Below are 26556 nucleotides of genomic sequence, written 5' to 3' on the forward strand. Positions count from 1 at the left end.
GACCGGCATGGCAGGATCGGTCCGTGCGAAGGCCATCGTCCGGCGGCAATCGGACCCCTCGACCGCGTGGCGGCGCCCAGCCGGAGCAGTTGGGATTCGAGGGGATGCCCGAGCGTCTCTTCGTCTGCACGCCGAGCAAACTGGGCGCATACGTGGACTGTCCGCGCCGATACCGCTACTCCTATGTCGACCGGCCGGCGCCGCCCAAGGGGCCGCCCTGGGCGCACAACTCGCTCGGCGCGAGCGTGCACACCGCCCTGCGAAACTGGTACGCGTTGGCCCCCGACCGCCGCCGCCCGGAAGCGCTGCCGACCCTGCTCAAGGGCACCTGGGTCCGGGAGGGCTACCGCGACGAGGAGCAGGAACGGGCGGTGTTCCGCCGGGCGCTGGAGTGGCTGGAGTCCTACGTGGAGTCGCTCGACCCCGCCGACGAGCCGGTGGGGGTGGAGCGGGTGGTGGCGGTCAAGACCGCCGTGCTCGCGTTCAACGGGCGCACCGACCGGATCGACTCGCGTACCGGGCCGGACGGTCCCGAGCTGGTGATCGTCGACTACAAGACCGGACGTACCGGACTGGACTCCGACGACGCTCGGGGCTCGCAGGCACTCGCGCTCTACGCGTACGCCGCCGAGCGGGTCTTCCGGAAGCCCTGCCGGCGGGTGGAGCTGCACCACCTGCCGACCCGGACGGTCGCCGGGCACGATCACACGGCGGAGTCGCTCGCCCGGCAACTTTCCCGGGCCGAGGACACGGCGCGGGACATCATCGCCGCCGAGCGGGCGGTCGCCGACGGAACCGACCCGGACGAGGCGTTCCCGGTCCTGCCCGGACCGAGGTGCGGCTGGTGCGACTACCGGCGCAGCTGCCCGGCCGGCGCGGACGTCCCGGAGCGGGAGCCCTGGTCGGCGGTGGAACGAGCACTCGCCCCGGCCACCCCGGACAACGGCGGACCGCCGGTCGCCTGAGGCCGTGCCCGGGGGAACGGTCCGGCTGTGCCCGGGGGAAGGGTCCGACGTCGTGCCGGGTCAGTGGTCCGAGGCCCGGCGCCGCTGGCAGTTCGGGCAGAGTCCCCAGTAGGTGACCTCGGCCTCGTCGACCTCGAAGCCGTACGCGGCCACCGGGTCGAGGCAGGGCGCCGAGCCGACCGCGCAGTCCACATCCGCGATCTCGCCGCAGCCTCGGCAGACGACGTGGTGGTGGTTGTCGCCGACCCGCGCCTCGTAGCGGGCGGGCGATCCGGCCGGCTCGATCCGGCGGGAGAGCCCGGCCCGGGACAGTGCACCGAGCACGTCGTAGATCGCCTGGGTGGAGACCGAGTCGAGGCGTTCCCGGACCCGCTGGGTGATCTCCTCGACCTCCAGGTGCCCGCCGCCGGCCAGCACCTCGAGGACGGCGAGGCGCGGCCGGGTGACCCGAAGGCCCCTCGACCGGAGCAACTCCTCGCCAGTCATTTCACTATCACAGCACGTCGATGGAACACCAACAAGGCGGATGCGGGCCCAGCGTGGTGCCGGCCACAGCTCTCCGGCGCCCCGGATACGCCCTCGTGCCCACCGGTCACCGGCACCTGTCGGGCCGGAGTGGGAACCGGAATGAACCGGGGCGGCTCGATCCTCGTGTACCGGTATAGGTCGCGGGTCACGTGATCGAATCTACGTACCGCCAGGTTCTCCCGTCGGGAGCGGCAGCAAGGAGGCGTCGGTGTTCAGGGAAGTCATGGGTCTCCCCGCACACGCGTTGCTGGTGCACGCGGCCGTCGTCTTCGTGCCGCTGCTCGCACTGGTCTCCACCGGGTACGCCGTACTGGCCAGGTTCCGCAGCCGGCTCGACTGGGCGGCGGCGCTGCTGGCCGTGGCGGCCCCGGTCGCGGCCTTCCTCGCGGTGCAGTCCGGCGAGGAGTTCCAGGAGGTGTTGATCGCCAAAGGTTACGGCCCGGAGATCCTGGAGAAGGTGGTGGAGCACCAGGGCTACGGCGAGCTGACCCTGTGGTGGAGCCTCGCCCTCGGCGTGGTCACGCTCGTGCTGGTTGCCCTGACCCGACCCCGCGCCCGCACCCTGCCGGGCTGGCTCGGACCGCTGCTCGCCGTCGTCGTGGTGGTGCTCGCCGCGATCAACGTCTGGTACGTCTACCTCACCGGCGACACCGGCGCCCAGGCGGTCTGGCAGGGGGTCCTGTAGTCCTGCCCGCCCGGCGCCTGTGGTCCTGCCCGCCCGGCGGCGACGCGATGCTGGACGGCTGCCGGATCGTCGCCGACGCGCTCGCCGGGTTCACGAGGGCCGGCCGCGCCCGCATCGCCGCCCGCGACGGCTCAGAAGAGCGCTCGGGAGCAGAGTAGGCACAGAAGTATCAGCACCACCGCGCCGCCGAGCATGCCGATGCCGTAGGTGAGCGTCCGGGCACTGCCCTCTTCGGCGTCCAGCGCGACGTGGTCCTGGGCGGGCAGCGGCCGGGGCGGCGCCGGCTGGACGTGCAGTGGCGGACGCCAACCCGGGGGCGGAGTGGTGCTGGGCGGCGGGCCGGGGTAGTGGATCTCCGGTCGTGCCGGTGGTGGCGCTGTGGACCCTGTGGTGGACCCCGGGGTGTCGGCGGGTGGTCCGGTGGGCCGACGCCAGAAGGCGTCATCGGTGGGGTTCCCGCTCTGCTGCGTCACGCTGTCCGACGCTATCAACCCGAGCCGATCGCGACCCGTCTCCGGCGGTCACCTACAGACGCTGTCCTGCGCTGGCCGGGTACGCTTGCCCGATGTCGGGGACCGAGGAGCAGCGCAGCCCGGGTGCGGGCCGGAACAGCGGCCAGCCGGTGGAGCTGACCGACGACCGGCGGGTGCTGCCGGAGCAGTCGGTGGACGACACCGACCGGGGCTGGGGCGAGCGCCCGGACTCCAACGACGAGCGGCTGCTGGCCGAGCGCCCGCCGCACTGGGACTGACCGCCTCAGCAGGACTGACCGCCGCAGCGGGACTTGGCAGCCCCGCCCGAACTGCCCCGAGCCGCCATGCCGGGTGGTTGGCCGCTCGGCCCGCACTGGGGCTGCTCGGCCGGCAGTGGGGCTCCGACGCCGCTGACACCACCTGCGGAAGGCTCGGCCGGCAGTGGGGGTGCTCGGCCCGCAGTGGGGCTGCCCGGCCGCACTAGGGCTGTCCCGCCCGAAACTGTGACCGACCCGCCGTGCCGGGTCGGTGGGTTGACCGGGGACCGGGCGCGGCGGCTACGAGCGAACGACGATGGCGAAGCGGGTGGACTCCGGCATCCCGACCGCCCGGTGCGCCTGTTCGGGACGTAGTGCCAGGTAGATCGCACTGGCGGCGCCGTCGGTCTGGCCCGGACCCAACACGTCGAGCACGAGCACCCGGGTCGCCAGGACGGTGGGCTTGGGCACCCGGCCCGCCGGATCCCCGCCGGGTGCGGCGAGGAGATCCACCCGGGCTCCCGGCCGGGCCACGGTCAACGCGGCCGGTTCGGCGAGCCGGATAGGCACCCCGACCGTCCCCGCCGGCACCGGCACCGCCGAGCCGGTCGGTAGTCCCGGGCCGCCCGGTGCTGCGCCGGGACGTCCGGCCGGCCCGCCTCCCGGCGACGGACCCGCCCCGGGCGGGCTTGCCGAGGTCGTGCCCCCGGCCGGTCCGCCGGACGGCGTCGGCCCGGCGGCCTCCCCGGTCGCAGCAGGCTGGTCATCGGCCGCCCCGGCCGGGTCCGGGGTGGCTGTCGCCCGGTCGGCGGCGGCACCGGACTGCGGGGCGGGGCAGGACGACGCCGGAGCGCGCAACAGGAGAAACCCGAACGCGAGCGCCGACAGGGTGCCGACCAGCAGCCAACGGAGGACCGAGCCGATGCCGGGAGGTGACCAGCGGGCCGGGCTCAGCGTGGCATCGCGACGGGTGGACTTACGGTCGGGTGCCACGGCGAACGAACCTCCCTCGGCCCGGCGACGCGGCGGGTCGGCGTCGTCCGGTGCGCAGCAGGTTAGGTCAGCTCGCGCCGAGGATGTGGCGGACAATCCACGCCCTGTGGATAAGTAACCGGGCTGTGGATAACTTTCCGGTCAGGTCGTGCTGGTCGAGGAGGATGACGAGGAGGAGCTCGCCTTCGGCTTGCTGCCGGAGCTGCTCGACGTGCCGTTGGTCGAGCCGGCGGACGAGCCGCTGCCGGACGCGCTGGACGAGCCGGAGGTGCTGCCGTTGGTCGAGCCGGAGTCGCCGCCGGAGCCGGTCTTCGCGGAGTCGCTCTTCGACGAGTCGGACTTGGCCGCCGCGGCGCCCCCCTCCGAGCCGTTGCGGGAGTCGGTCCGGTAGAAGCCGGAGCCCTTGAACACGATGCCGACGGAGTTGAAGAGCTTGCGCAGGCGACCCTCGCACGCCGGGCACTCGGTCAGCGGCTCGTCGGTGAAGGACTGCACCGCCTCGAGCTGGTGGCCGCACTCGGTGCAGGCGTACTGGTAGGTGGGCACGTTCCCCTCCGGATCTTGCAAGCCTGTTGGCACTCGACATATCCGAGTGCCAATGGTGCGGCATCGGAGGTGTTTTCGTCCAGCCGAAGTGTCCGGGCCGACGCCTGGGCCACACCCCGAGCCCCGATCCCAGTCTCAATCCGGGCCTCGACCCGAACCTTGATCCCGGTCTCGATCCGGCCCTCGATCGGAGCCGAGGTACTGGAGGCCGCCGGTAGGGGTGAGCACGGCACGTACCGGACGGTCGTGATCCGTCGCCGGGATCGAGTCGATCAACTCGCCGTCGTGCAACAGCGCCAGCGTGAGGGCGTCGGGAGCCACCCGGGCCAGGGCGCGGTCGTACGAGCCGCCGCCCCGGCCGAGCCGGACGCCGTGCCGGTCCACCGCCACCGCCGGTACGACGACCAGCTCGGCAACGCCGATCGCCTCGGGACCGAGCCGTCCGGTGCCGGGCTCCCGCAGCCCTCGACCGGCCGCGACCAGGCAACCCGACCCGGCGTACGGGGCCCAGTCAAGATCGAGGTCCGGGCGGAGTACCGGAAGCAGGAGCTGCCCGTCCCGTCCGAGCGCAGCGGCCAGCGTCTCCGGCAGTTCGACCCCACCCGGCTCGCTGCCGACCGGCACGTAGCCGGTGATCACCTGTGGTCGTACCCGCAGGACGAGGGCGCGTAGCTCGGCGCGGAGGCGCTCGGCGGCGGCCAGCCGGGCCGGGGCCGGCAGCGCCCGGCGGCGGGCCAGCATCGTGATCCGGAGTGCGCTCTTGCCCCGGGCAACCCCTTCATCCGAAAAATCCGGCACGTAACACTCCTGGGGGTAGGCCGGTTAACCAATGCGGTCGGGTCAGCATCGCAGCATCGGATGCCGAGCTTCCGGGGGGATGAGTGACGCTGCGCGGACGGTTGACCATGGCTTTCCTCGTCGTCGTGCTCGGGCCGGTGCTGCTCGGCGCGCTCTCGATCGCCGGTACGGTCGCCACGTCGAGCCGCCACCAGGCCGAGCACCGGCTCAACCTCGCCGCCGACGCCGTGCGTACGTCGATCGGTGCGCTCTGTCAACAGTTGCACGCCACGGCCGGTGCGCTGGCCGTACTCGCCGACCAGGCCAGCCGGACCGGCGCCGCCACCGAGGTGGTGAACCGGGCGCTGGCTGACGCGGTGCTGATCACCGGCCCGGCGGGCGCGGTCGACTTCGTCACTCCGACGGCACCGCCCCGGCCCTGGACGTCCTGCCCTGGCCCGGTCGGCCCTGGCCCGGTCGGCCCTGGCCCGGTCGGCCCTGGCCCGGTCGGCCCTGGCCCGGTCGGCCCTGGCCCGGTCGGCGTCGGGCCGGCGTCGCGTGCCCTGGCTGCCCGGGTCGAACTGCGGGACCGTGCCGGGGCGGTGATCGGCGAGGTCTGGTGCGCGCAGGCTCTCGACGCGGCGTTCGTCCGCCGGCTCGCCGCCGCCAGCGGAACCGCGGTGACCCTGCTGCGTGAAGTACCCGGGCCGGCCGCGACCTCCGCCAGCCCGCCGCTGCCGGCGGACCCCGCCCCGGTCCCCAGCTCCGCAGCCGCCGCCCCCGGGTCCGCCGGCAGCGGTCCGCCCGGTGCCCTCTCCCCGGACACCGGCACGGTCCCGCCGGGTACGGGTACGGTCTCGTCGGGTGGCGGTGCGGTCTCGCCGGGTACGGGTTCGTCGGGCGGGGCAGGCACGCCGGGTGCCGGTTCGTCGGTCGGGTCCGGGCCGGTTGACGGTGGGGCTTCGGATGCCGGACCCCAGGGCGGGGAGTCGCCGAGTACCGAGTCGACCGGGTCGAGGGCGGCCGTGCTCGCGGCAGCCCGCCGGATCTCCGGGGACAAGGTCGTACAGGCGAACGGCGGCCGGTACGTCCGCCGGGTCGGTCCGGTGCACGGGCAACCGCTGCCGCTGGTGCTGTCGGTACCCCGCGACCCGCCGGTGACCCGGTACGGCCCGCTCGCGGTCGTCGTACTGCTCGCCGGGGTGTTCGCGGTACTGGCCGCCGGCCGGCTCGCCCGGTCCACCACCCGGCCGCTGGCCGAACTGGCCCGGGCCGCCGACCGGGTGGCCGAGGGTGACCTGGCGACCCGGGTCCCGGTCCGGTCCCCGGACGAGGTCGGCCGGCTCGCCGACAGCTTCAACCGGATGACCCGGGAGGCCGAGTCCTACTTCCGGGCACTGGTGCTCAGTCGGCACCAGTTGCGGGAGCAGCTAAGCGTGCTCGGCGACACCCTGGCCAGCTCGCACGACCTGCACCGGATCCTCCAGCTGCTGCTCCGGGCCGCGATGGCCGCCACCGGCGCCCGGGCCGGGGTGGTACTGCTGCTCGATCCGAGGACCGGAGTGCTGGTCGGCCAGTGTGCCGAGGGCCTCGACCGGGCCGGCGTCGGCCCGGGACGGCCGATATCGACCGGCGGCCCCGGCGGCCCCGGCGGCGTCGCCAGGAACGGCGGCACCGCCGAGAACTGGGGGACTGCCGGGACGGGTACTCCGCAGGCCGCCGGGACCGGCGATCCGGGAGTTGGCGGAAACGGCGATCCGGGGAGCGCCGGGGCCGGCCGGCCGGCGGGCACCGCGCCGAGCGCCGGCTCCACTCGGGACCGGTACCCGGCCGGGTCGCGGATCGACCTCGTCGCAGAGGCCGGTGACCTGGGCGCTCCGGCGGGCGACGGTGCTGTCCGGCATACCTCGGCGCTGCGGGTACCACTCGGCAAGGGACTGCTCGGCACGGTGGTGGCCACCGGCGAGCCGCGCCGGGGTCGGCTGGACCGGGACGGGCCGCGCCTCTACGGCCGCGAGCCGCGCTGCCGGACCTACGTGGCCGTGCCGCTGCCGTCGTCCGTGCCGGCCGGCTCGGCGTCGTATCCCGGACCCGCCGGCTCGGCGTCGTACCCGGGATCGGGAACGCCGTCGTACCCCGGGTCGGAGCCGGTGACGAGTGCACTGCCACTGCGCCGGGCGGCGGACACCGGCTGGCCGGGCGCGTCTGCCGGTACGGGCACGTCTGCCGGTACCGGTTCGTCCGGCCGTGCGGTCGTCGGGCGTATCGGGGCGGGGTCCGGGACGGGACCGCTGCCCGTCGGCCGGCGCGGCGCGGTCGGCGTACTGGCGCTCTACGACCGGCTCGGGGCGGACGAGTTCGACGACGTCGACCTCTCCACCCTGGGCACCTTCGCCGACCACGCGGCCGTGGCGATGGAGAACGTCCGGATGCACGAGGAGGCGCAGCGGCTGTCGCTCACCGATCCGCTCACCGGGCTCTGGAACTACCGCTATCTCAAGGACTCGATCCGGCGGGAGATCGAACGAGCCAGCCGGTTCGGCCGGATGCTCGGGGTGCTCGCCCTCGACCTCGACCGGTTCAAGGAGGTCAACGACACCTACGGGCACGCGGCCGGGGACGCGGTGCTGGCCGAGTTCGCGCAGCGGATCCGGGGCGCGACGCGGGAGGTGGACCTCGCCTTCCGGCAGGGCGGCGAGGAGTTCGTGGTGCTGCTGCCGGAGACGGACGCCCGGGGCGCGGCGACGGTGGCGGAGCGGCTGGGTGCCGCCGTCCGGGAGACACCGATGGCGATCCGTACCCGGTCCGGCGCGGCCGCCCCGGTCCGGGCCCTGGTCTCGGTCACCGTGTCCATCGGGGTAGCCGTCTATCCGGACCACGCCGTCACCGGGCCGCAGTTGCTGGTGGCGGCCGACGAGGCACTCTACGCGGCGAAGGCGGCCGGGCGGGACACGTACCAGATGGCCAACGCCGGCCGCCCGACGGTGGTGGAGATTCCGGTACGGACCGGCGCGGCACCGCCGGACGACGGGCTGCCCTGGGCCGGCGGCCGGCCGACCCGCGACCGGTCGGGGCGGCCGGGTGCGGGGGGACCGGTCATCGCGGACAGCGGCCCGGACGGCGCGTTATCCGGGCCACAACCGCCGCGCCAGGGTCGTGGCCGATAGTCTCGCGACATGCCGGAGAACGCAGCTACCCCAGCCAACTCCTCGACGTCGACGGCCGGACGGCGGGCGGTGAAGGCGGTAATCCCCGCCGCCGGCCTGGCGACCCGGTTCCTGCCCGCCACCAAGGTGGTGCCGAAGGAACTACTGCCGGTTGTCGACCGTCCGGTGTTGCAGTACATCGTCGAGGAGGCGGCCCAGGCCGGAATCGGCGACGTGCTGCTGATCACCGGTCGGGGCAAGACGGCGATGGTCGACCACTTCGACCGCCGGCCCGACCTGGAGGCGCGGCTGGAGGACAAGGGCGACCCGAAGCTGCTGGAGGCGGTCCGCCGGCCGGGCGAGTTGGCGCAGATCTACACCTGCCGGCAGCCGGAGCAGCTCGGCCTGGGCCACGCCGTCGGGTACGCGGAGACGCACGTCGGTGACCAGCCCTTCGCCGTACTCCTCGGCGACGAGTTCGTGAATCTCTCCGAGCCGCTGCTGCCGGCCATGCTGGACCTCCAGGCCCGGACCGGGGGCATCGTGCTCGCCTTCTTCGAGGTGCCGCCGGAGGAGACCAAGCGGTACGGCATCGCCTCGGTGGCGCCGGCCGACCCGAGCCTGACCGACCTCGGCGAGGTGGTCGAGGTGACCGGGCTGGTGGAGAAGCCGAAGCCGGAGGACGCGCCGAGCAACCTGGCGGTGCTCGGCCGGTACGTGCTGCCCAGCGCGATCTTCGAGGCGATCGGGCGTACCGGTAAGGGCAGTGGCGGGGAGATCCAGCTCACCGACGCGATGGGTCTGCTGTTGAAGGAGGGCATGCCGGTGCACGCGATCGTCTACCGCGGCACCCGCTACGACACCGGCATGCCGCTGGGCTATCTCCAGACGGTGGTGCAACTGGCCTGCGAGCGCGAGGATCTGGGTGCGGAGTTCCGGCAGTGGCTTGGCGAGTTCGTCGCCTCCGACGCCGGCCGCCGCACATGACGGCCCCCCGTGAGGTGACGGTGTGACAGCGACGGCCGATGCCGAGGCGGCCGCCAACGAGCTGACGCCGCTCGCAGACTACCTGGGCAGCGTGCTGCGCAGGTTGCGGGCGCTTCCCCCGCTCGACCTCGACCTCACCCAGGCGTACGGCAACGTGCTCGCCGAGGACGTCGTGGCACCGCACGCCTATCCGGCGTTCGACCAGGCGGCCGTCGACGGGTACGCGGCCCGCTGGGAGGACATCTCGGGCGGGGGGCGCGCCGGCTACGGCGACCCCCGCCCGGTACGCCTGAACGTCGTCGGCGACCTCGGCGCGGCCAGCTGGCGGCCGGTCCGGCTGACCCCGGGTGCCTGCTTCTCGGTGGCGGCCGGCTCGCCGCTGCCGATCGCCGCCGACGTGGTGGTACCGGTCGACTGGACCGACCAGGGCATGGCGGCGGTGGAGATCTTCCGGGTCCCGAAGCGCGGCTACGGGCTGCGCCGGGCCGGCGAGGAGTTGCCCGCCGGTACCCTGCTGGCCCGGTCCGGCTCATACATCTCACCGGCGCTGGTCGCGGTCTTCGCGGCCACCGGCATCGGGCACGTCGTGGTCCGGCCGAGTCCCCGGGTGGTGGTCGTGGCGACCGGCGACGAACTCGTCGACGTCGGCCGGGCCAGTCAGCCGGGGCAGGTGGTGGACATCAACTCGCACGCGCTGACGGCGGCGGCGGCCGAGGTGGGCGCGTTGGCGTACCGGGTCGGGATCTGCGACGACGACCCGGAGGGGCTGCGCGGGCTGCTGGAGGACCAGACGCTGCGGGCCGACCTGATCATCACGACGGGCGGCACCGGTGCCGGGCCGGGCGACATGATCCGCCGGGTACTGTCCCGCCGGGACGGTGGCCGGGCCAGCCCGGTGACCTTCTCCGAGGTCGCCCTCTATCCCGGAAGCGCCCTCGGATTCGGTACGGTCGGAGCCGAGGAGGTACCGGTGGTCTGTCTTCCCGGTGAGCCCGGCGCGGCACTTATCGGCTTCGAGGTGCTCGCCCGGCCGGCGATCCAGCTTCTCGCGGGTGCCGAGCCGGTGTTCCGGCCCAGCGTCCGGGCACACCTGCTGGAGACGGTCTCGTCGCCGTCCGGGCTGCGCGAGTTCCGGCCGGCGCACGTCGCCGAGCGGCGCGGCGGCGGCTACACGGTGCAGCCGCTGCGCGGTGGGCCGTACACCCTCTCCGGGCTGGCCGAGGCGAACGGCCTGATGGTGCTCGGCGAGCGGGTGACCAGCGCGGCGGCCGGCTCCACGGTGGACGTGCTGCTGCTGGACCGGCGACGATGACGGTGGGACCGCGGGCTGCTGCTGGATCGGCGACGGTGACGGTGGGACCGCGGGCTGCTGCTGGATCGGCGACGGTGACGGCGGGGCAGCGGGCGTGAACTTCGCCGCGACTCCGGGCTGGCCGGCCGTCCTCCAGGACGGGGCGGTGCTGTTGCGGCCGTACCGGCGGTCGGACGCGGTGACCTGGTCGGAGGTGCGGCGCGCCAACCAGGCCTGGCTGGCACCCTGGGAGTCGTCGCCGCCGGGCCGGTGGGACGAGTTGAACGCGCCGGCCGCGTTCCGCTGGGTCCATCGTGACCAGCGCAAGCAGGCGCGTCGCGGCGAGAGCATGCCGTTCGCGGTCTGTCTGCTCGAGCAGGGCCGGGAACGGCTGGTCGGGCATCTCAACCTGGGCAACATCGTGCGCCGGGCGTTCTGCTCCGGGTACGTCGGCTACTGGGTGGACGGTCGGGTGGCCGGGCGCGGCGTGATCCCGACCGCGCTGGCGCTCGCCGTCGACCACGCGTTCGGGCCGGGCGGACTGCACCGCGTCGAGGTCAACATCCGGCCGGAGAACGGCCCGTCCCGGCGGGTGGTGGAGAAACTGGGCTTCCGCGAGGAGGCGTACCACCCCCGTTACATGCACATCGACGGCGCCTGGCGCGACCACATCGGATATGCCATGACCAGCGAGGAGGTGGCCCGGGAGGGCGGCCTGCTGGCCCGCTGGCACCGGCTGCGCGCCGCCGCCTCCTGAGCCCCCGACCGTCTGTTGATCTTCTAAATGGCTGGTCGCCCGGCGCGGCGTACGATTTTCCTGGTGTGCTCCCCATAACCTGAAGTAATCGGGACGTGCGGCAACGTCGGACGGACCCGCACCGGTTCCGGGAGCCGGCCCGCGCCAGCCGTGGACGCCTCCGCCCGGCGCGGGAGATGCTCGTCCGGTCGGTTGCCCCCAGGTGGGTGACGGGAGGGATGAGGGTGCCGGCCTCGGTGCTCCTCGCCGTCCTCGCCGCAGCCGGTCTGCTCGCCCTGGCGCCGGCACTGGTCCGCCGGTACGACGCCACGGAGCGACTGGCGGCGGAGCGGGCGCAGTCGACGGCGCGGGTGCTCCAGCGCCGTCGGCGGCGTAGGAGTGTCCCCGGACAGCAGCCCGTCAACCCGCCCCGCACCCGGATCGTCACGTTGCGTTCCGGGATTCCGTCTGCCGACGCCCTGGCCGCCGAGCCCGTCTCGCCGGCCGGCGGCCCCGGCACGCCGGTTTCCGGACCGCCCGTCTCCGGCCCACCGGGGAACGGTCGGCGGAGCCGCCGACTGCGTTCGGTGCCCCGGAGCCCGGGACCGGCCCGGCGCCGGCCACCGCCCGCCCGGCACACCCCGGCCGTCTACCGGCGACGCCGGGTCTTCGCCGCCCTGCTGCTGCTCAACCTCGTCGAGCTGGTCGGGGTGATCCTGGTCAGCCCCGGCTTCTGGATCGGGTTCGCGGCCACCGGGACGCTGCTGGGCGCGTACCTCGTACACCTGCGGAGCCGGGCGGTCGCCGACCGTCGGCGGCGGCGCGCCCAGGCCCGGGAGGCGGCGTGGCTGGCTGCCCGGCAGGCGGAGGTGCGGCGTGCGCAGGCCCGCCGGGCGCAGGCCCGCCGGGAGGCGCAGCGCCGGCTGGCGGCCCAGCGTGAAGCGGTACGCCGGGCGGCGCTGGGGATGAACCGGACGGCCGACCTGCCGCCGGCGGCCAGCGGGGGCGGTGGCCGGGCGGCGGGTTCGGTCTCCTACCGGCGGGCCGGTGGCCTGCGGGGGCGGCCCTACGAGGCCGGCGGGCGGTGACCGGCCGCTGCCGGTTCGGCAGGGGGTTGGTTCGCGCGCCGGGTGGCCGACCTGTTAGCCTTGTCGCCGGCCCGCCGGCCCGCCGGTCAGGTGGGTCGGTTCTGGGGCTGTGGCGCAGACCGGTAGCGCACCTCGTTCGCATCGAGGGGGTCAGGGGTTCAAATCCCCTCAGCTCCACTTCATGAGGCCCTGACCAGGGATAACGTTGGTCAGGGCCTTAAGTTTGTCTATGCGATTTGAATTCACCCCCGAGAACGCCTGGGCGCGGCCGGCCTTCAGTAGATCAAGGACCTTGCGGCGGAACTCGGGTGGGTAACTCCTCGGCACGTCACTCCTCAACGAGCGAAACGCACGAAAGTCAACCAAACCGACTCCACCAAACCCGGGGAGCATCATCTGCCCGAGGGCGACCTTCGCGTTCTTGGCCGCTGCCGGCCGGGTCTAGGCGACATCGGCTTCGAGCGTCCAGGGGCCGACGCCAACGTCGATCTCGCCGTCAACCGCGGTCGGTGAAGTCGCTCTGAAGCCGCAGGCACGTAGCGTGCTTCGGCGGCCGGCGATCAACGCCGCAACGTCCGACTCACGGCCGGAACACCTTGGAGGTTTCATGTCCGCGCCAACTGTGCTCGTACTGGGCGCCGGCGGCAGCATCGGCTCGGCGCTGGTCCGGGAGTTGCTGCCTGACCACCATGACGGCCGGCTGCGGGTGGTCGGCTCTGCGCGGCGCGCGGACGTACTGCGGTCATTGTCCAGCAGCGGCGTCGAGGCGCGCCACCTCGACCTGAACGACGCCGAGCTGCACGGGTTGGCGCCGGTGCTTGATGTCGTACGAGGAGTTACTCTCGTGGTCCTGATCACCGGCTATCACGTCCAGATGCTGGCACAGTCCAAGGCCGTGATCGACGCGGCCAAGGCAGCCGGCGTGGCGCATATCGTCCATGTCGGTGTCAGTGCCGAGCCTGACACCACCGTCGTGCACTTCGCCTGGCATCAGTTGATCGAGGCCTACATCGAACGGTCCGGAATGGGCTACACGCACCTCTGGCCCGCGGCCTTCATGCAGAACCTGCCGCTCAACATCAATCCCGCAGCGCCGGGCGTCCTCACCAGCTACGTCGGTGACGCGCGCACCAACTGGGTCGACGCCCGTGACATCGCGGCCGCCGCGGCGGTGGTACTTCGGGACCCGAAGGCGCATGGCGGGGTCGGGTACCACCTCGCAGCGGAGGCTGCCTCGTACCCCGAACTGGCCGGTTTGCTCGCCGAGATCACCGGTCAGCCGTGGCGGTACCGGTCGGGTGAGCCGGACGAGTTCTACCGGAACATGGTCGCGGCCGGCGGGGATCCCGTTTACGCGGCCTGTGTCCGCAACGTCTTCGAGCGAACCAGGAACGGCACCCTGCGCGATCCCGATGGCGTCCTGCCGATCTTGCCGCGGCTCCTCGGACGCCCGGCGTGCACGCTACGCGATCTCATCGAAGAACGGCGGGACGACTTCCGGTACGACGCGTCCCCTGAACAAGTCGGCTGAAAAGGTTGAGAGGCTGAGGTTCGCATTGTCACGCCGGTTCTGAGGTCGCCAAGGGGCCGGGCTCGAAGATTGCCGGCTTGGCCATGGCGTTCAAGCTCATTGAGGCGGTGCTCGCGGTAGGTCTGTCTCGCCATACGGCCCTGCGCGCCCTGCTGCGCATCCCGTTGCCTACCGGGCGGGCGCCTCCTGCGATCGGCGTTGACAATATCGTTCTGCGCCGGCGGCACCGCTACGCCACCCTGGTAATCGATGCCGAGACGCATGAGCGGATCGACGTGCTTCCCGACCGCACCGCCGACACGCTGGAAGCGTGGCTGCGCGAGCATCCGGGCGTGCAGGTCGTATGCCGTGACGGCCGGGCCGCAGACCCGGTCAGGTGCGGTCGCCAGGGACGCTGCTCGGGCTGCTCACTCGGCCACCGCATGATCATCCGGCATCGTCGCTGAGGATCGTGGCACGCGTCGGTCCCAGGTGCGGTTGACGTGCCGCACGACGACGAGGACCAGGGTCGCCAGGGCGGCGAGGCCGGCCGTGATGCCGATGACGACGGCCGCCTCGATCCTGACGGCGAACGAATCGCCGATCAGGCCGGCCAATGCGCCGATGAGGACGGCGACGATGACGCTGACCAGCAGCGGGATGCTCGACAGGTACTGGGTGGCGGGGATGCGGGTGCGGCTGGCACCGTAGGTCCGCATGATCCCGGCGACATCCTCGCCGTGCCCGGTGACGAAGTAGCGCTCCAGCTCGGGCGCCAGATCGAGGTAGCCCCGACGCAACCGGTTCATTCCGATCACCAGCTCGACGTCCTCGCTGTTGAGCTGCACCAGGCGGACGACGGTGGCCACCCCGATGACGACCAGCAACGGGATGAGCAGTAACGCGAAGAGGCGGAAGCCGGCGCCGAAGTCGGTGCTGTCCGCCACCAGCGCGAGCGCGACGACGGTCGCCGACACCACGGTCACGAACCAGCTGGCGCGGCTGAAGCTCTCGCTCCATGCCAGGTTCCGGGTGGCCAGTAGGCTCCAGTGCTCGGTGGACAGGATCTGCGCTCGCACGGCGACGGGGGCGGATCCGGTGGGCTGCTCGCCTGCGGGTGGATCGGCCATCTCGGCCCTCCTGTTCTGCCGCCTCGAATCCGACGGCCGCGCCGGATCGCACCAGTGTTGCTGGAGATCGATGGCGGAAGCGAAGGCGTTCAACTCCGAACGTTTTCGTCCCCCGCTGTCACGATCTGCGGTCGGTCGTTCATGATAATCCGCCGAAGATTACTGCGCGGGTGCGCGTCCAACGTCCGGGTCAGCAGATCGACCGCCAGGCCGCGGACGGGTCTGCCCCGCCAGTGGTCGGCGGTAACGAAAGCGGGTCAGGCCGCTCAGCCTGAATCTACCGGTACTCGGAGTGGTGTCTGGGTGCGCATCCAGACGACAAGTATCTGACGATGATCCATTCGCTGCTGGCGGGTGGGGACTGTATCGATGATGTTGCCGCGTTGCGGGGCGGGTCGACCCAGATGGTTCTGGGTCACCGGGTGGCGGCGCCCTCGACGGTCGGGTCGTTTCTGCGGGGCGTTCGGGTTTAACGCCCGGCAGCTCGATGTGGTCGCCCGCCGGTTGCTGGCCCGGGCTGTCGCCGCCGGGGCGTCACCGGGGTTGACCGAGTCGGTGACGGTGGACATCGACTCCACGCTGTGTGAGACGTTTGGCCTGGTCGCGCAGCTTGGCCAGTGACCAGCTGGAGAAGGGTTTGCCGAGGAAGCGGGGGTCGCTCCGGGCGATGATGCAGATCCCGTCACGGGTCTGCTCATCGATCCGTCTCGGTGCGCCCCCGCTCCATTTGAGTTCAGCACGTCGAACCCCCGCTCGTTGAACGCGTGGATCACGTCCCGTATGTAGTCCTCGGTCACCCTCGGCAGGTGGGCGATGTCCGGGGCCGCCCCTGGGCGGACATCAGCACCACGATCGCCCGCCGAAGCTTCACCGGGTCCTTCGCGGTCCGCGTGATCCGTTGCAACCGCTGACCCTCGGCCATCGACACCTGCCGGACGAACACCTCCGGACGCCTGCCCACCGGCACCACCTCCACACGAACCGTTGGGAGACAGCCTGCCCGACACGTCCTCAGAACCGACGGATTACACGATCAACATTCAAAGACGAGGCACTAGCCGGCCGCAGGCGCTGAGCTGTGCGTGGCGAAGCCGAGCGCGGCAGACAGATCGGCTGCCGCGGTGGTAAGCACCGCGCGGGCACGCTCCGCGCGGTCTCCATCGAAGCGAATGGTGGGGACCGGAACGCTCATGCCGGCCGTGACCCCTCCGGTGTGATCGCGCACGGGAACCGCGACACATCGTACGCCGATGGTGTATTCCTCGCTGTCGATGGCGTATCCGCGGCGCCGTACCTCGGCGAGCTCGGCCTCCAGCGCGTCGAGATCGGTAATGGTTCGCGTGGTGAACCGCTCCAACGGTTGCGCCTTGAGTAACATGAGGCGCTCCGCCGGGGACAGGCCGGCCAGCAGCACCTTGCCCACCCCGGTGGCGTGTGAAGCCAAGCGCCGTCCGATCGCGGACGCCAGCACCAGCATCTGGGTGCCGTCCACCTTGCAGAGGTAGACGTTGTGCCGGCCGTCGAGCACGGCAAGTTGGACGGTCTCGTCGAGCGCGTCGCGTACTCGTTCCATGTACGGCCGGGCGCGGTCGGCGAGGTCGACGGCCCGAAGATACGCGTTGCCGGCCTGCCAGGCACGGATGCCCAGGCTGTACCGGCGGGTGACCGGATCGAGCTCAGCCCAACCAGACTGGACCAGGGTGCGTAGCAGGCCGTGCAGGCTCGACCGGGGATAGGCGAGCGCGTCAGCGATCTCGGTGAAGGTCAGCGGTATTTCGCGCTGGGTCAACAGGTCGAGGATCTCCAGCCCACGGTGGGCCGACTTCACCATGTCGGCCTCTGAACGCGAGGGGTTCGCAGCCGTCACCGTCACCTCCAGGTTCGGGGGATGGTGTCTCGATGCCGCGACACACCGTCTAGTCACATATGTGAACTCTAGTTCACGACCTTGACACTGTCCAGCAGTTGACCAAAGCTGTTCATCTGTCGGAACTGTGTTAGGGCGAGCGAAGAGGGAGATCTGCGTGGAGTTCGCGGTGCGGGCACTGTCGTGCGGCCGTACGGAGATCCCGGGTCCCGAGCTGTTCTGGATGAGCGCCTGGGATCGGTGGTTCCCGCTGTCGTTCAACGTCCTACTGGTGCAGGCCGAGGGGGTCATCGCACTCGTCAACACGGGCGCGCCGGACGACCTGGCACCGCTCAACGAAATCTGGACGTCGATCCTGGGCGAGCGTTCCCGGTACATGCGCGACGAGTCCGAGACGCTCGAAAGGCAGCTGGCCGCGGTCGGCGTGCGTCCTGACGAGGTCACCCACGTGATCGCCACGCCCTTCCAGCTCTACACCACCGCGGGAATCCCGCTGTTCACCAACGCGCAGCTGTGCCTGTCGAAAAAGGGCTGGATCCACTTCCACACCACCCATCAGCACCCACACGACAACCGGTGGACGTCGATCTCCCGCGAGGTGCTCGTCCACCTGGTGACCGACGCCTGGGATCGCGTACGGCTGCTGGACGACGAGGACGAGGTCCTGCCCGGGCTGCGTACCTGGTGGGCCGGCACCCACCACCGCGCCTCCATCGCTGTCGAGATCGACTCCACCGTCGGTACAGTCGTCGCCTCGGACGCGTTCTTCTACTACGAGAACGTCGAGGACAACATCGTTCTCGGCATCAACGAGAACATGTACGAAGCAATCGAGTGCTACGAACGGACCCAGAGGGTTGCCGACCACGTCGTTCCGCTCTACGACCCCAAGGTCTTCGATCGGTACCCCGGCGGTGTCATCGCCCCGGCCCTGTCCGATTCCTCGGCGCAAACCTCGGCGACGGTACCTTCACCCGCCGTGTCCTGGTCACGCGTGCCCCCGCGAAGGAGAACCGGTGGGCCGCGTTCGAGCTGACGAGGAGACACATGCACGCCCTCGTTTTCCACGGTCCAGGCGACATCCGGGTGCAGGAGCGGTCCGATCCCGTGCCCGGCCCACACGATGTGTTGCTGCGGATCACCGCGACCGGCATCTGCGGCTCGGATCTGCACGGCTACACCGGTGAGAACGGACGTCGCCACCCGGGGCAGGTCATGGGACACGAAACGGTAGGCCGAGTCGTCGCGCTGGGTTCCAGCGTGCCGGCGGACCTGGGATTGGTGCCCGGTGTGGTCGCCACGGTGAATCCGGTCATCGGATGCGGCAGCTGTGCAGAGTGCGTCGCCGGCACCCATCAGCGGTGTGCGCGTCGGCAGGTCATCGGCGTCGACCCGGTGCTGCCGTCGGCGTTCGCCGAGCTGATGGTCGCGCCGGCCGGCAACGTCGTGTCGCTGCCCGACAGCCTCCCAGAGGAGTTCGGTGCCTTGGTCGAGCCGCTCGCGGTCGGATACCACGCCGCCGTACGCGGGGAGGTGACCCCGGCCGACCGCGTTCTGGTGATCGGCGGTGGCCCGATTGGACAGGCGTGCGCGCTTGCCGCCCGCAGACTCGGCGCGCACTGCGTCGTCGTGACCGACTTCAACCCGAGCCGGCGTCGGCTGGTTGGCCGGCTGGGCTTCGCCGCGGTCGATACGACCGTCGGTGACCCGTCGGAACGGGCCATAGTGCTGCTCGGTGGTCCTGCCACCGTGGTGCTCGACGCCGTCGGTACCACCGCCAGCATTGAGGCGGCGTTCGCCGCGTCCTCGCTCGGTGCCCGGATCGTCCTGGTCGGGATGAACGCCCCGCAGTTGTCGGTGAGTGGGTATGCGCTCAGCACCTACGAGCGTACCGTGATTGGCAGCTTCTGCTACACCGCCGCGGAGTTCCGCGAGACTGCGGAGTGGGTCGCCGCCGGGCCGGCTGGCCTGGTACATCTGATTGAGCGGCGGGTCAGTCTGGCCGAGGCGCCGCGGGCCTTCGCCGAGCTTGCCACCGGCGATCTGGATGCCAGCAAGGTGCTCGTGCTCTGCGCCACCGGTGGTAAGCCGGCATGACCACGCACGTCAGGCGGATCCGGCAGGTGCGGGCGTACACCCTGCGCGGCCGGGGTGCGGACTACCACGACCAGGACAGGGGTCACTGGATCGACGACCACATCGCAACACCGATGGCCCGGTATCCGGAATACCGGGGCAGCCGGCAGTCGTACGGCATCAACGTGCTCGGCACGCTGGTCGTGGAGGTGGAAGCGGACGACGGCACCATCGGATTCGGGGTCACCACAGGCGGCGATGTCGGCGCCTGGATCGTGGAGCGACACCTCGCCCGGCTGGTCGAAGGACAGCGGGTCACGGACATCGAAAAGATCTGGGACCAGATGTACCTCTCGACCGTCCACTACGGGCGCAAGGGCGTGGTGCTCAACACGATCAGCGGGGTCGACCTCGCTCTGTGGGACCTGCTCGGTCAACTCCGGCAGGAGCCGGTGTACCACCTGCTCGGCGGCGCGGTCCGCGACGAGCTGATCTGCTATGCCACGGGCCCCCGGCCCGATCTGGCGCAACAGATGGGCTTTATCGGTGGCAAGCTGCCGCTGCGGCACGGGCCGGCGGAAGGCGAGGAAGGCATTCGGTCCAACCTGGACCTCTTGGCATGCATGCGGCAGCGGGTGAGCGACGACTTCTGGCTGATGTGGGACTGCTGGATGTCGCTCGACCTGGACTACGCGGTTCGGTTGGCTCACCGCGCGGACGAGATCGGACTGCGCTGGATCGAGGAGCCCCTGCTACCGGACGACTACTGGGGCCATGGCGAGCTGCGCCGACGGATGCCCGACCGGGTACTGCTCACCGCGGGGGAGCACGAGGCGACCAGGTGGGGGTTCCGGCTGCTTCTGGAGATTGGCCGGGTCGACATCGTTCAGCCTGACGTCGGCTGGTGCGGTGGCATCACCGAGCTGCTGCGGATCGCCGCGCTGGCCGACAGCCACGGCAAGGCCGTGGTGCCGCACGGATCGAGCGTCTACTCGTATCATTTCGTGATCAGCCGCACCAACAGCCCGTTCACGGAGTTCCTCATGATGCATCCGGCGGGTACCGAGGTCGTTCCCATGCTCCACCCCTTGCTCGAAGACGAGCCGGTGCCGCACCAGGGCCGGTTGAAGGTGCCAGACCGACCGGGATTCGGCGTGCGCCTCAATCGGCAGCTGCCACTGATACGGCCTTACGAACACCCCTCATGACGAAGAGGACAAAGCTGCAGTTGACACGGGTGCCACACGCTCGAGAAGGTATGAGATGACTGGTGTTCTCCACGGCAGGTCGGCATTGGTGACCGGGGCGTCGCGCGGCATCGGACGAGGCATCGCGCTCGGCCTGGCCGCAGCAGGGGCGGATGTCGCCGTCAACTATCATGTTCCGGCCAGGCCGGAGTTCGGGCGCGACAACGCCGGCGACGCCACGGCAGTCACCGATGAGATCGCCGCGCTCGGCCGGCGAGCTCTGGCTATCGAGGCCGACGTTTCCGACGGCGTCGCCGTGCAGCGCATGGTCGACCAGGTGGTGACTGAGTTCGGCCGGCTGGACATCCTGGTCAACAGTGCCGGGATCTGTCCGTTCCACGACTTTCTGACGATGCCGGAAGCTCTGTGGGACCGGGTGCACGAGGTCAACCTCAAGGGCGCTTTCCTCTGCTCCCAGGCGGCTGCGCGAGCAATGGCCGCGGCCGGACGCGGAGGCCGGATCATCGGTATCAGCTCAATCAGCGCGTTGGTGGGCGGTGGCCAACAGGCGCACTACACGCCCACCAAGGCCGGCATGCACTCGCTCATGCAATCGATGGCGATCGCGCTGGGCCCCCACGGCATCACGTGCAACTCAATCATGCCCGGGGCCATCGCAACCGACATCAACCGCGACGATTGGAGCGACCCCGACAAGCGCGCATACCTGGATCAGCGGATCCCGCTGGGCCGCTTCGGCGAGCCCGACGACATCGCCGGGCCGGCGGTCTTTCTCGCATCCGACGCCGCCCGCTACGTGACCGGCGCCAGCCTGCTTGTCGACGGTGGCCTCTTCGTCAATCTCCAGTAGCGACCCGCGGCGAGCGCACGGGTCGCTACCGTTGGACGACATCGCCGGTGGCGTGCACGCTGGCGATGCCGGCTTGGACGTCGGCGTGGGCCGTGGCCACGGTCGATGGCCGAGCCGTCGTGAGGTGGCGTGTGGACCGCCGCACGGCGTTGGCGGTCGCACGACGTTGCTTCTTCCAGACGTGGGCACCACGGGCCGAACGGTGTGGAGCGCGGGTGGAAGCAATGACAGCCCGGGCGAGTGCTGTTGCCCGGGCTGTCATTCTGCCGCCACGGCGCTGTCAGCAGTTGGTGATGGAGCCCACGGGCGTCCAGTCCACACCGGTGAGCTGAACCGCGTAGGCCGGGGGCATTGTCCACGGGGGGCGGGGCGGTGTGGTCGAGAAGTAAAGGACGGGCCTGGTGCCTGTGGTCTGGTTGTTTATCCACGAGCCGACGGTCTGCCAGGGGATGGGGTAGTTCGCGCAGTTGTACATGGCGATCTGCGCGCCGGCCCCCCACTCTTTCTGGTACGCGCAGAAGTATCCGTAGTCCACGCCCGACCGTGTATCGCACGGCACCGGCACGGACGATTCGAACTGCCGTGGATGCATTTCCCCCGGTACGGTGACGGTCAGCATCGCCCCGTTCATGTCGATCTGGTTGGGTGACACCTGCCTCCCGCGCCCAGCCAGATTGGCCAGATAGGCGTCAACCTCGGCCTGCAGCCCCGCTGCCTGGCTGACTGACAGCCCCGCCGCCCGTGCCTGCGCGGTGAACCCGCTCCGGTCCGCGGCCGCGCCGGCTACCCCGGGCACGGCAATCGCGGCGGGCAGCGCCATCGCCACAACGGCTAAGAATCTCCCGATCTTCGATCTCATTGCTACCTCCCATCATCGGACCTCTTCAACCTCCTTGCGGTGCGGCAGACCGCGAGGCTGCGTGGGCCCCGTGCGGTTCAGGTTGAGAAAGGTTCATTGGACATCCACCAAGATCGCGCTCGCCCAGCATTTCACGATGCGCCTTCGCGCCGGCTTCACGACCGCACGTCGGCCGTCCCGGCCCGGGGTACGTGGTCAGGCGAATAGCCGTTTCTCCGCAGGTTTGCGAATCGCGAGGAGGTTGCGTCGGGTCAGCGCACGGTCGCGAGTGACGCGGTGAGTCGGTCGAAGACCACCTTGTCGGCGGTCACTCCTGCCTCCCGGAGAGCGAGCACGGCCGCGCCGACAACTCCGTCGGCGACGGTGCGGACCGCCGACGAGACGCCGTCCTGCGCGTACCCGGCGGCGATCCGGTCGACCAGCGTGCGATGCCGGATGAGCGTGCCGCCGCCGAGCACGATCGGGCCCCTCATGCCCGAGGTGACGACCGTGTTGAGGGTGTGCACCAGTGCGTTGGCCGCATCGCGGATGATCGATTCGGCGACTTCGTCACCCGGTGCCTCGAAGGCCAGGCGTGCGAACCTCGCGAGTTGTACCGGACGGATCGCGTACAGGGCATCGAGCGCGTGCGAGACGGCCGTCGGCCGGCCGTCCGGGCCCCGGTCGCGGCCGCCCTCCTGGCCGAACTCTGCCAGCAGCATCCGGGTGAGATCGGTGGCCGGACCGCGGTTGTCCAGGTCCGCCATTGCCGCCCGGGCCACGCGATGTCCGATGTAGAAGCCAGAGCCGCTGTCACCGAGCAGCCAGCCGAGCCCGTCGGCGGTAGCGACTATGCTGCCGCGCTCGACCCGGACGGCTGCCGCGCCTGTGCCGGCGACGAGCGCGTAGCCGGCATCCCGGTACGTGCCGGAAAAGAAGGTGGCCAGCAGGTCCGATTCGAAGACGGGAGTCGCGATGATGCCCCGTGCCTTCAGTGCAGCGCTGAACGCCCTGACGCCGATCTGCGGGCTCACGCCGGCCACGGCGAGCACGGCCCCAGCGATTTTCTCGGCTGGCACCCCGGCGGCCGCGATTGCGGCGGTGGCGCTCGCCGCCACCGACGCGGCCGCGTGGTCAGGTCCGGCGGCGGTCGGGTTCCCGCTGCCGGCACGGGCGTAACCGATGCAGTGTCCCTCCGTCGTGACGACGACGCTACGGGTCGAGGTGCCTCCGGCGTCGACGGCGAGCAGCTCAGGCATTGTTACCGACTCGTGATGCTGAGCGACATTGCCCGGGCACGGTCATGCAACTAGTTTTCATGCACTTACTCCAAACCTGGTAGGTCTTTTCATAATCATGCCTTCGGTGGATGCAACCCCAACCCACACGGCCGCCGGGTTCGGCCTCGGCAGCCGCATCCGGGCGCAGTTGGCACACATGTCACAGTCCATGGCCAAGATCGGTCAACTCCTCTTGGACAACCCTGAACTGCCGCTCCAGCTGTCGATCACCGAGCTCGCGGAGCGAGCGGGCACCTCGGCCGCGACGGTGACCCGCTTCTGCCGGCTGATCGGCTACGGCGGCTATCCTCCACTGCGGGTTGGCGCGGCTGCCGACCTCGGGCGGTCGAGCGCGCTCGATGCCTGGGATCAGGTGATCGGGTACACCTTCGGACCGGCACAGAGCCCCGCCGAGGTATTGCGGACGCTGCTCAACGTGCACGTCGGCGCGTTGCAGGCCACCGCCGATCTGGTCGACCTCGCCCTCCTCCATCGGGTCGCTGCCACCCTCGCGTCCAGCCGGCACGTGGACATCTACGGCATCGGCGGCAGCGGGCTCGTCGCCGCCGGTATGCACGCACGCCTGTACCAGATCGGAATCAACGCGCATGCGTGGACCGAGGTGCACGTCGGCCTCACCAGTGCGGCGTTGCTCGGGGAGGGCGCCGTGGCGATCGGCGTCTCCAACACCGGTCGCACCAGCGAGACGGTGGAGATGCTGGCGCTCGCGGGCGCGCGGGGCGCGTTCACCGTGGCCATGACGAGCAACCCCAGTTCGCCCCTTGCCGTGGCCGCCGATGTGCACATCCAGAGCTACGCGCCCGGCGAGTACCTCCAACCGGGGGCCTTCGCGGCGCAGCACGCCCAGCTGTTCGTGTTCGACCTTCTCTACCTGATGGTCGCGCAGCAGAACTACGAGCGCACCACGAGCACTCTCGCGCAGACCACCGCAGCCGTCGCCAACCATTGCGACACGCAACCCAGGCCACCGCGCGTCACACGCGGCACGACCGCTTCCCCGACGGACGGAACCCCTCTCTGATGACAACGCTTTTTTCCGACTTCGGCATGCAGGTCTCCAGCCGGCTCCGCGCGATCGACGAGGATGCCCGCTCGGGCGGACTGGCCAGGGCGATCGAGGTGATAGCCGATGCGATCGAAGGCGACGGCGTGCTGCACGCCTTCGGCACCGGTCACTCCGAGGCATTTGCGATGGAGATCGCGGGCCGGGCCGGTGGATTCATTCCGAGCCATGCCATCGCGCTGCGGGACCTGGTCCTGCTCGGCGGGCGCGGGGATGCCTCCATCCTCGTCGGTGCCCAGCTGGAGCGCGACGAGAGCATCGTGGACGAGCTCTACGACCTGTACGAGATACATCCGGCCGACGCGTTTCTCATCGCCTCGAACTCGGGTGTGAACGGCTCGGTCGTCGGGCTTGCCTTACGGGCCAAGACCGAGGGGCATCCGGTGATCGCCGTGACCAGCCTCGAACACAGCAACGCGGTCCAGCCCAAGCACCCTAGCGGTAAACGACTTTCCGAGGTCGCGGACGTCGTCCTCGACAATCGTGCCCCGTACGGAGACGCCACCCTCGACCTCGGTGACGGGCTCGGGGCCGGGCCGGTGTCGTCGATCACCGCGGCCTACATCGCGCAGTTGCTGACGATCGGTGCGGCCGAGCGCATCCGGGCCGCCGGTCACCTGCCGCCGTTGTACATCTCGGCCAACATCCCGGGCGGTGACGAGCACAACGACGCCTTGGAGCGGCGCTACGGAGCCCGTATCAAGCCGACAGGGGCTCCTCAGCCAGCGGCCGCGAGGTCCGTCCGCGGGCTGGGCCGTCACGGCCACACGACCGCAAACAACTCAGACCCAGGCCGGCAGACAAGCCGAATAGAGAGGTAGCTATCCATGTCTTCCGCACGGAACCCAATCAACCGCCGCCTGTTCCTGCGGGGTGCGCTGGCCACGTCGCTGATTCCCATCGCCGGTGCGGCGGCCTCGTGCGCCTCGCCGGGCGGGGACTCCACGGACACGTCGAACACCGGCGCCAAGAGTGCCGAGAACCCCTTCGGGCTCGCCGCGAACGCGCAGATCGAGGCGGTCGTCTTCAACGGCGGCTACGGTTATGACTACGTGACGTTCGCGGGCGGCCTGGCCCAGGCGAAACACGAGGGTCTCAAGGTCAAGGTGCTCCCGTCGACGGAGATCGCCCAGGAGCTTCAGCCCAGGTTCGTGGGCGGTAACCCGCCTGATCTGATCAACAACGGCGGGGCGGGCAACATCGCCATGACCACGGTCATCGACCAGCTTGCGACCCTCGACGACGTCCTGGAGGCGACTGGCTACGACGGCGCGAAAATAGCGGACAGCCTCTACCCGGGTGTCAAGCTGCCGGGCACCTTCAACGGCAAGTTCCTCGCCCTGAACTACGTGATGACGGTCTTCTCGCTGTGGTACTCGGCCTCGCTCTTCGAGGAGAACGGCTGGACCCCGCCGAAGACCTGGGCCGAGGCGAAGGAACTCGGCGCGAAGGCCAAGGCGAAGGGGAAGTACCTGTTCGTCTTCGGTAAGGAGGCGTCGAACTACTACCAGTGGACGGCGATCGACTCTGCGATCAAGGAGAGCGGGCACGAGGTACGCCTGGCCTTGGAGAACCTGGAGCCGAACGCCTGGTCGCATCCGGCGCTCCGGGGCGTCCTCACGGAAATCTACGACATCGTGCGGGCCGGTTACATTGTTCCCGGCGGCGCCGGTACCCAGTTCACCGCCGCGCAGGCGAGGTGGAGCAACGACCAGCAGGCGCTGATGTACAGCTCGGGAGGCTGGATCGAGAACGAAATGAAGAAGGCCACCAAACAGGGCTTCCGTATGACGGGGGTGCCGGTGCCGACGCTGACGACCAGCCCCGCACTTCCGTTCGAGACGATCCGCGCCGCCGCGGGCGAACCGTTCATCGTGCCGAACAGGGGCAAGAGCGTGGCCGGCGGCAAGGAGATCTTGCGCGCGATGCTCTCGAAGGAGGCCGCCGCCAACTTCGCCAAGACCCGGCTGGCGCCGACGGTCGTCAAGGGGACTGTCCCGGCCGACGGCTACGGGTCGAGCGCTCTGGTTTCCCAGGCCACGATGCTCGAGCAGGCCGGCGAGAACATGTTCAGCTTCGTCTCGGAAAGTTACTACGGGTTGGGACCGGACCAGATAGTCCTGTGGAATTCGTTCCTCTCCGGCGGGCTGAACGTCGCGGAAATGGTCAAGGGCCTCCAGGCCATCAGCGACAAGATCGCGAACAACTCTTCCGTCGAGAAGATCAAGATCAGCTGATTGC

General features: G+C 70.6%; 26 protein-coding genes, 1 tRNA gene and 2 pseudogenes. 19 read left to right on the forward strand and 10 right to left on the reverse strand.

Features of this window, described 5'->3' with window-relative positions:
• Positions 1 to 104 precede the first annotated feature (104 nt).
• Positions 105 to 965: a PD-(D/E)XK nuclease family protein gene (locus tag O7626_RS38470; RefSeq protein ID WP_278065835.1), complete on the forward strand. Its 861-nt coding sequence runs from the start codon at positions 105 to 107 to the stop codon at positions 963 to 965.
• Positions 966 to 1025: 60 nt separating this feature from the next.
• Here the strand turns inward: O7626_RS38470 and O7626_RS38475 are convergent, their stop codons facing one another.
• A complete protein-coding gene (locus O7626_RS38475) occupies positions 1026 to 1451 on the reverse strand; it encodes a Fur family transcriptional regulator (RefSeq protein ID WP_278065836.1) in 426 nt (141 codons plus the stop codon).
• A gap of 250 nt (positions 1452 to 1701) precedes the next feature.
• On the opposite strand from O7626_RS38475, the gene O7626_RS38480 reads away from it, so the two are divergent.
• Positions 1702 to 2178: a DUF2231 domain-containing protein gene (locus O7626_RS38480; RefSeq protein ID WP_278065837.1), complete on the forward strand. Its 477-nt coding sequence runs from the start codon at positions 1702 to 1704 to the stop codon at positions 2176 to 2178.
• Positions 2179 to 2309: 131 nt separating this feature from the next.
• Here the strand turns inward: O7626_RS38480 and O7626_RS38485 are convergent, their stop codons facing one another.
• Positions 2310 to 2651 (reverse strand): translation initiation factor 2, encoded by a 342-nt coding sequence (locus O7626_RS38485; RefSeq protein WP_278065838.1) that lies wholly within the window; start codon positions 2649 to 2651, stop codon positions 2310 to 2312.
• 92 nt (positions 2652 to 2743) lie between these two features.
• Here O7626_RS38485 and O7626_RS38490 point away from each other — a divergent pair, with 92 nt between their 5' ends.
• Positions 2744 to 2929, forward strand: coding sequence for a hypothetical protein (locus O7626_RS38490; RefSeq protein WP_278065839.1), 186 nt, complete (start codon positions 2744 to 2746; stop codon positions 2927 to 2929).
• Positions 2930 to 3208: 279 nt separating this feature from the next.
• Here O7626_RS38490 and O7626_RS38495 read toward each other — a convergent pair whose 3' ends face one another.
• From O7626_RS38495 to O7626_RS38505, 3 genes are all read right to left on the reverse strand, one after another.
• Complete coding sequence (locus tag O7626_RS38495) at positions 3209 to 3901, reverse strand: hypothetical protein (protein ID WP_278065840.1); 693 nt, start codon at positions 3899 to 3901, stop codon at positions 3209 to 3211.
• 141 nt (positions 3902 to 4042) lie between these two features.
• Positions 4043 to 4447 (reverse strand): FmdB family zinc ribbon protein, encoded by a 405-nt coding sequence (locus O7626_RS38500; RefSeq protein WP_278065841.1) that lies wholly within the window; start codon positions 4445 to 4447, stop codon positions 4043 to 4045.
• A gap of 135 nt (positions 4448 to 4582) precedes the next feature.
• Positions 4583 to 5245, reverse strand: coding sequence for a 5-formyltetrahydrofolate cyclo-ligase (locus O7626_RS38505; RefSeq protein ID WP_278065842.1), 663 nt, complete (start codon positions 5243 to 5245; stop codon positions 4583 to 4585).
• 581 nt (positions 5246 to 5826) lie between these two features.
• Between O7626_RS38505 and O7626_RS38510 the strand changes: the two genes are divergently transcribed.
• The 8 genes and pseudogenes from O7626_RS38510 to O7626_RS38545 form a co-directional block, all read left to right on the forward strand.
• Positions 5827 to 8391: a diguanylate cyclase gene (locus tag O7626_RS38510; RefSeq protein ID WP_347404886.1), complete on the forward strand. Its 2565-nt coding sequence runs from the start codon at positions 5827 to 5829 to the stop codon at positions 8389 to 8391.
• 9 nt (positions 8392 to 8400) lie between these two features.
• Complete coding sequence (locus tag O7626_RS38515; RefSeq protein WP_278065844.1) at positions 8401 to 9357, forward strand: UTP--glucose-1-phosphate uridylyltransferase; 957 nt, start codon at positions 8401 to 8403, stop codon at positions 9355 to 9357.
• A 22-nt stretch (positions 9358 to 9379) separates the two neighbouring features.
• Positions 9380 to 10669, forward strand: coding sequence for a gephyrin-like molybdotransferase Glp (gene glp / locus O7626_RS38520; RefSeq protein ID WP_278065845.1), 1290 nt, complete (start codon positions 9380 to 9382; stop codon positions 10667 to 10669).
• A gap of 94 nt (positions 10670 to 10763) precedes the next feature.
• Positions 10764 to 11405, forward strand: coding sequence for a GNAT family protein (locus O7626_RS38525; RefSeq protein WP_278065846.1), 642 nt, complete (start codon positions 10764 to 10766; stop codon positions 11403 to 11405).
• 218 nt (positions 11406 to 11623) lie between these two features.
• Positions 11624 to 12472 (forward strand): hypothetical protein, encoded by an 849-nt coding sequence (locus tag O7626_RS38530; RefSeq protein ID WP_278065847.1) that lies wholly within the window; start codon positions 11624 to 11626, stop codon positions 12470 to 12472.
• A gap of 103 nt (positions 12473 to 12575) precedes the next feature.
• A tRNA-Ala gene (locus O7626_RS38535) sits at positions 12576 to 12649 on the forward strand.
• Between the two features lie 430 nt (positions 12650 to 13079).
• Positions 13080 to 14003, forward strand: coding sequence for an NmrA family NAD(P)-binding protein (locus O7626_RS38540; RefSeq protein WP_278065848.1), 924 nt, complete (start codon positions 13080 to 13082; stop codon positions 14001 to 14003).
• A gap of 65 nt (positions 14004 to 14068) precedes the next feature.
• Positions 14069 to 14380: pseudogene (locus O7626_RS38545) on the forward strand (transposase); the annotation flags it as partial.
• A gap of 30 nt (positions 14381 to 14410) precedes the next feature.
• Here the strand turns inward: O7626_RS38545 and O7626_RS38550 are convergent.
• Positions 14411 to 15205, reverse strand: a complete 795-nt coding sequence (locus O7626_RS38550; protein WP_278065849.1) for a hypothetical protein — start codon at positions 15203 to 15205, stop codon at positions 14411 to 14413.
• Positions 15206 to 15411: 206 nt separating this feature from the next.
• Between O7626_RS38550 and O7626_RS38555 the strand changes: the two are divergent.
• Positions 15412 to 15712 (forward strand): annotated as a pseudogene (locus O7626_RS38555) (IS1380 family transposase); the annotation flags it as partial.
• A 193-nt stretch (positions 15713 to 15905) separates the two neighbouring features.
• On the opposite strand, the gene O7626_RS38560 reads toward O7626_RS38555, so the two are convergent.
• Together O7626_RS38560 and O7626_RS38565 are read right to left on the reverse strand one after the other, a co-directional pair.
• Positions 15906 to 16073: a hypothetical protein gene (locus O7626_RS38560; RefSeq protein ID WP_278065850.1), complete on the reverse strand. Its 168-nt coding sequence runs from the start codon at positions 16071 to 16073 to the stop codon at positions 15906 to 15908.
• 93 nt (positions 16074 to 16166) lie between these two features.
• A complete protein-coding gene (locus tag O7626_RS38565) occupies positions 16167 to 16979 on the reverse strand; it encodes an IclR family transcriptional regulator (protein WP_278065851.1) in 813 nt (270 codons plus the stop codon).
• A gap of 271 nt (positions 16980 to 17250) precedes the next feature.
• Between O7626_RS38565 and O7626_RS38570 the strand changes: the two genes are divergently transcribed.
• From O7626_RS38570 to O7626_RS38585, 4 genes are read left to right on the forward strand one after another with little or no spacing between them, the layout of a single operon-like run.
• A complete protein-coding gene (locus tag O7626_RS38570; RefSeq protein WP_278065852.1) occupies positions 17251 to 18015 on the forward strand; it encodes a hypothetical protein in 765 nt (254 codons plus the stop codon).
• Positions 18016 to 18065: 50 nt separating this feature from the next.
• Positions 18066 to 19076 (forward strand): alcohol dehydrogenase catalytic domain-containing protein, encoded by a 1011-nt coding sequence (locus tag O7626_RS38575; RefSeq protein ID WP_278065853.1) that lies wholly within the window; start codon positions 18066 to 18068, stop codon positions 19074 to 19076.
• The gene (rhmD, locus tag O7626_RS38580; RefSeq protein ID WP_278065854.1) at positions 19073 to 20263 is read left to right on the forward strand and encodes an L-rhamnonate dehydratase; all 1191 of its coding nucleotides are present in this window, start codon (positions 19073 to 19075) and stop codon (positions 20261 to 20263) included. Before O7626_RS38575 ends, rhmD begins: the two co-directional genes overlap by 4 nt.
• Before the next feature lie 55 nt (positions 20264 to 20318).
• Entirely contained in the window at positions 20319 to 21113 is a 795-nt protein-coding gene (locus tag O7626_RS38585; RefSeq protein WP_278065855.1) for a glucose 1-dehydrogenase, read from the forward strand.
• A 280-nt stretch (positions 21114 to 21393) separates the two neighbouring features.
• On the opposite strand, the gene O7626_RS38590 is transcribed toward O7626_RS38585, so the two are convergent.
• Both O7626_RS38590 and O7626_RS38595 read right to left on the reverse strand, forming a co-directional pair.
• Complete coding sequence (locus O7626_RS38590) at positions 21394 to 21972, reverse strand: hypothetical protein (RefSeq protein ID WP_278065856.1); 579 nt, start codon at positions 21970 to 21972, stop codon at positions 21394 to 21396.
• Between the two features lie 251 nt (positions 21973 to 22223).
• Positions 22224 to 23210: a BadF/BadG/BcrA/BcrD ATPase family protein gene (locus O7626_RS38595; RefSeq protein WP_278065857.1), complete on the reverse strand. Its 987-nt coding sequence runs from the start codon at positions 23208 to 23210 to the stop codon at positions 22224 to 22226.
• A gap of 106 nt (positions 23211 to 23316) precedes the next feature.
• On the opposite strand from O7626_RS38595, the gene O7626_RS38600 reads away from it, so the two are divergent.
• From O7626_RS38600 to ngcE, 3 genes are read left to right on the forward strand one after another with little or no spacing between them, the layout of a single operon-like run.
• Positions 23317 to 24273 (forward strand): MurR/RpiR family transcriptional regulator, encoded by a 957-nt coding sequence (locus tag O7626_RS38600; RefSeq protein ID WP_278065858.1) that lies wholly within the window; start codon positions 23317 to 23319, stop codon positions 24271 to 24273.
• Positions 24273 to 25136: an SIS domain-containing protein gene (locus tag O7626_RS38605; RefSeq protein WP_278065859.1), complete on the forward strand. Its 864-nt coding sequence runs from the start codon at positions 24273 to 24275 to the stop codon at positions 25134 to 25136. The genes O7626_RS38600 and O7626_RS38605 overlap by 1 nt, the downstream gene beginning before the upstream one ends.
• A gap of 6 nt (positions 25137 to 25142) precedes the next feature.
• Entirely contained in the window at positions 25143 to 26552 is a 1410-nt protein-coding gene (ngcE, locus tag O7626_RS38610; protein ID WP_278065860.1) for an N-acetylglucosamine/diacetylchitobiose ABC transporter substrate-binding protein, read from the forward strand.
• The last annotated feature ends 4 nt before the right edge of the window (positions 26553 to 26556 follow it).

The organism is Micromonospora sp. WMMD1102, from assembly GCF_029626265.1.
In the GTDB taxonomy this organism is placed as follows: Bacteria; Actinomycetota; Actinomycetes; order Mycobacteriales; family Micromonosporaceae; genus Plantactinospora.

Coding starts and splice junctions, on each gene's coding strand:
- rhmD (WP_278065854.1), top strand. CDS start 19,073: ATGACCACGCACGTCAGGCGGATCCGGCAGGTGCGGGCGTACACCCTG.
- O7626_RS38595 (WP_278065857.1), bottom strand. CDS start 23,210: ATGCCTGAGCTGCTCGCCGTCGACGCCGGAGGCACCTCGACCCGTAGC.
- O7626_RS38540 (WP_278065848.1), top strand. CDS start 13,080: ATGTCCGCGCCAACTGTGCTCGTACTGGGCGCCGGCGGCAGCATCGGC.
- O7626_RS38530 (WP_278065847.1), top strand. CDS start 11,624: ATGAGGGTGCCGGCCTCGGTGCTCCTCGCCGTCCTCGCCGCAGCCGGT.
- O7626_RS38515 (WP_278065844.1), top strand. CDS start 8,401: ATGCCGGAGAACGCAGCTACCCCAGCCAACTCCTCGACGTCGACGGCC.
- O7626_RS38470 (WP_278065835.1), top strand. CDS start 105: ATGCCCGAGCGTCTCTTCGTCTGCACGCCGAGCAAACTGGGCGCATAC.
- ngcE (WP_278065860.1), top strand. CDS start 25,143: ATGTCTTCCGCACGGAACCCAATCAACCGCCGCCTGTTCCTGCGGGGT.
- O7626_RS38605 (WP_278065859.1), top strand. CDS start 24,273: ATGACAACGCTTTTTTCCGACTTCGGCATGCAGGTCTCCAGCCGGCTC.
- O7626_RS38585 (WP_278065855.1), top strand. CDS start 20,319: ATGACTGGTGTTCTCCACGGCAGGTCGGCATTGGTGACCGGGGCGTCG.
- O7626_RS38590 (WP_278065856.1), bottom strand. CDS start 21,972: ATGAGATCGAAGATCGGGAGATTCTTAGCCGTTGTGGCGATGGCGCTG.
- O7626_RS38475 (WP_278065836.1), bottom strand. CDS start 1,451: ATGACTGGCGAGGAGTTGCTCCGGTCGAGGGGCCTTCGGGTCACCCGG.
- O7626_RS38490 (WP_278065839.1), top strand. CDS start 2,744: ATGTCGGGGACCGAGGAGCAGCGCAGCCCGGGTGCGGGCCGGAACAGC.